Origin of the sequence: Microcystis sp. LE19-41.2A (genome assembly GCF_027530405.1) — a bacterium.
GTDB lineage: Bacteria > Cyanobacteriota > Cyanobacteriia > Cyanobacteriales > Microcystaceae > Microcystis > Microcystis aeruginosa.
Window position 1 is genome coordinate 1 of record NZ_JAPZQJ010000538.1, and the last position, 3,583, is coordinate 3,583.

A 3,583-nucleotide genomic window follows, 5' to 3' on the forward strand; every position below is an offset into this window, starting at 1 on the left:
ATACGGTCAAGTATTAGTCAGCAATTATCGCGATTTTCTGCTCATCGGTCGCAATAGCCAAGGTCAACCGGTAGAATTAGAAGCCTATAGTTTAGCCCCGTCAGAAGCCGAGTTTTGGCTAAAAACCTCAAATCCATCCAAATTTGCCGCCGAACACGGTGATAGCCTCTTAGAATACCTAAAGAGAGTGCTTTTACAGGCGGCTCCTATCACCTCACCAGCCGATGTTGCTTGGTTTCTTGCTTCCTATGCGCGCGACGCAAAAGCACGCTTAGAACATCATTCCGATCTTCCCGCTCTGGCCAATATTCGTCAAGCTTTAGAAAATGCCCTAGGTATCAAATTTGAACGGGAACAGGGGAATAAATTTTTTCGTTCTACCCTCGTGCAAACCCTCTTTTATGGTTTATTCTCCGCTTGGGTATTATGGCACAAGGAAAACCTCAATCGCGAGGATAAAGAGGATAAGTTCAATTGGAAATCCGCAGCCCACCATCTCCATGTTCCCATGTTAGCGATCCTATTTGAGCAGATCGCCGCACCGAGTAAGTTAAAATCTTTGGGATTAGTAGAAGTTTTGAATTGGACCGGTGCAGCTTTAAATCGAGTGCGACGAGAGGAATTTTTTCGTCAATTCGATGAGGGACAAGCGGTACAGTATTTCTATGAACCATTTTTGCAAGCTTTTGATCCCGATTTACGCAAAGAATTGGGAGTTTGGTACACTCCTCCAGAAATTGTTCGCTATATGGTAGCGCGAGTCGATCGAGTTTTGCGAGAAGAATTAAATATCGAGGACGGTTTAGCTAATCCCGATGTTTATGTTCTCGATCCTTGCTGTGGCACCGGTGCTTATTTAGTCGAGGTTTTGCGCTATATTACCGATACTTTACAGGAAAATGGCGCGGGTGCTTTAGCCATGGCTTTGGTGAAAAAGGCAGCCATAGAAAGAATTTTCGGTTTCGAGATTTTAACCGCTCCTTTTGTCGTCGCTCATCTACAATTAGGTTTATTCCTGCAAAGTTTGGGTGTACCTTTAATAGAAGATAGTGAACGGGTGGGGATTTATCTGACTAATGCTTTAACCGGTTGGCAACCTCCCGATGAGGAAAGTAAACAGAAAATTCAACAGCTACAATTAAGTTTTCCGGAGTTAAATAAGGAACGAGAGGCAGCCGATGAAGTTAAGCGCGGTAAACCGATTTTAGTTATTCTCGGTAATCCTCCCTACAATGCTTTTGCTGGAACCAGTCCCGCAGAAGAAGCAGGTTTAGTGGAATTGTATAAACAGGGTTTAATCTCCGATTGGGGGATTAAAAAGTTTAATTTGGATGAGCTATATGTGCGCTTTTTTCGTTTAGCGGAAAGATGTATTTCAGAAAATACCGGCAAAGGGGTTGTTTGTTATATTTCTAACTATTCTTGGGTTAGTGAACCTTCTTTTGTTATCTTGAGACAGAATTTATTAAAGAATTTCAATAAGTTTTGGATCGAAAATATGCACGGAAATCGCAAAATTTCTGAATATGCACCCGATGGTAGAACCAGTGAGACAATTTTCTCAATACCCGGATTCTCAGCAGGAATTCAACAGGGAGTGGTGATTTCTCTTTGGTTGAAAAATAGTTCTCAGCAAGGAACTAAAGTCTTATTTCGAGATGATATTGATGCAGCTAAAGCAGTTGAAAGAAGGTCACAACTTTTAGAAAGCTTAAAAAATCAAGATTTTGATGCTTTTTATCAAGTCTCTAACCCAGAACAATCTAATCGTTATTCTTTCCGTCCCTCCGATGTTTCCTCTCACTATTTAGCATGGCCAAAGTTAACAGATTTATCTGATGAAGCTCCAATTACAGGTTATAAAGAGAATCGAGGCTATAGTTTTATTGATAGTGATAAAACTATTCTTTCGGAAAGGATAAGTAAATACTTTGATCAAAATGTTTCATGGGAAGAATTAGCATCACTTAATACAGGTTTAACTAAAAATGCAGCTCGATTTGATGCCAAAAAAGCCAGAGATAAAGTCTTAAAGTTACGCAAAAAATTTAATACTCAAATGCTGTTACCTTATCTGCTCAGACCCTATGAGGTTAAGTGGTGTTATTATACTCAAATTAGACCGCTTTGGAATGAGTCTAGACCTTCGCTATTTATTCATCAATTTCAAGGTAATTCCTTTTTAGTCAGTCGTCCTGCTGGTGTTGCCTCTCCCGAAGGAATACCATTTTATTTTACTAACTGTTTAGGAGACTTTGACTTTATTAGAGGTCATGCTTATCACTTTCCTATACGATTACGTCAAAATTCAGAGAAGGTGAATACAGAAGATAATACTCAAGGAAAATTATTCGATTCCAGTAACTTTAATAGTCCTTCAATAAAAGCCAATCTCTCGGAAAAATCTCGTCAATACTTAAATCAACTGGGTATTAATAATCTTGATGAAAATATCGAGAATGCCTCCTTAATTTGGCTGCACTCGTTAGCGATTGGGTACTCTCCCTTGTATCTTCGGGAAAATGCCGACGGTATTCGTCAAGACTTCCCAAGAATTCCCCTTCCCAATAGCCAAGAATTATTAATTAAATCTGCCCAACTAGGACAAGCGATCGCATCTCTTTTAGACACAGAAAACCCAGTTATAGGAGTCACCAAAAAACCGACCCCTGCACTGCAAAAAATCGCCTTGATTTCCTGCACTGATGGGGGAAATTTAAACCCAGATAAGGGGGATTTAATTATTAACGTCGGTTGGGGACATGGGGGTAAAAATGGTGTGACAATGCCGGGTAAAGGAAAAGCGATCGCCAGACAATATACAACCGCAGAAATGAGCGTAATTAGCCCAGAAATGCGAAAATTATTAGGAACGACCACCTATGATATTTATCTCAATGATCGAGCCTATTGGCAAAATATACCATCCCGGGTGTGGGAATATACCATCGGGGGTTATCAAGTTATTAAAAAATGGCTAAGTTATCGCGAGGAAAAATTATTAGGACGGGGATTAACTATCGCAGAAGTGCAGGAAGTAAGCGAGATGACTAGAAGAATTACTGCGATTATTCTCCTAGAATCAGATCTAGATGATAACTACCAAAATATCAAAACAGCCGTGTATTCTTTTTAACTTAGTGTCAGCAGAATTCCCTCGCTTTTAGCGATGGGATGAATGCTGATACTAAATCCGTTGAGTACAGGCTAGTTATGAGACGAGGCACTCATGCAAGAGGCAAAAGGGGAAATAAATAATCAGTTTTTAATAACAGGATTTAGTATGACATTCAGTTTTTTTCCCACTTCCCACTCCCCAATTCATAATTCATAATTCCCCAAGGATTGGATGATTGAAGCCTTCTGAAGCAAAAGAATATCTGTGATTGCTATCAAAACTGTTATATTATATAAAAATATTTCTGAGATTTTTTCTATGCCTCTAATTAGGGTCTGCTGAATAAATCTAAAAACCTTGTTGGATAAGACTTTTGGACTTTTTTCCCCTCAAAAAGTGCCAGCCATTGCGGGGATCGGGGGAAAATTCAGGTACTTTTTCCCTGAAAATTAGGTAGTTGACCAC

At 39.6% G+C, this 3,583-nt stretch carries 1 protein-coding gene; it reads left to right on the forward strand.

Translation table 11 applies throughout. The annotated features are described in order from the left end of the window. On the forward strand, positions 1 to 3,136 hold a 3,136-nt coding region (locus O9290_RS22585), incomplete at its 5' end, for a type ISP restriction/modification enzyme (RefSeq protein ID WP_288087573.1). Positions 3,137 to 3,583: the final 447 nt, after the last annotated feature.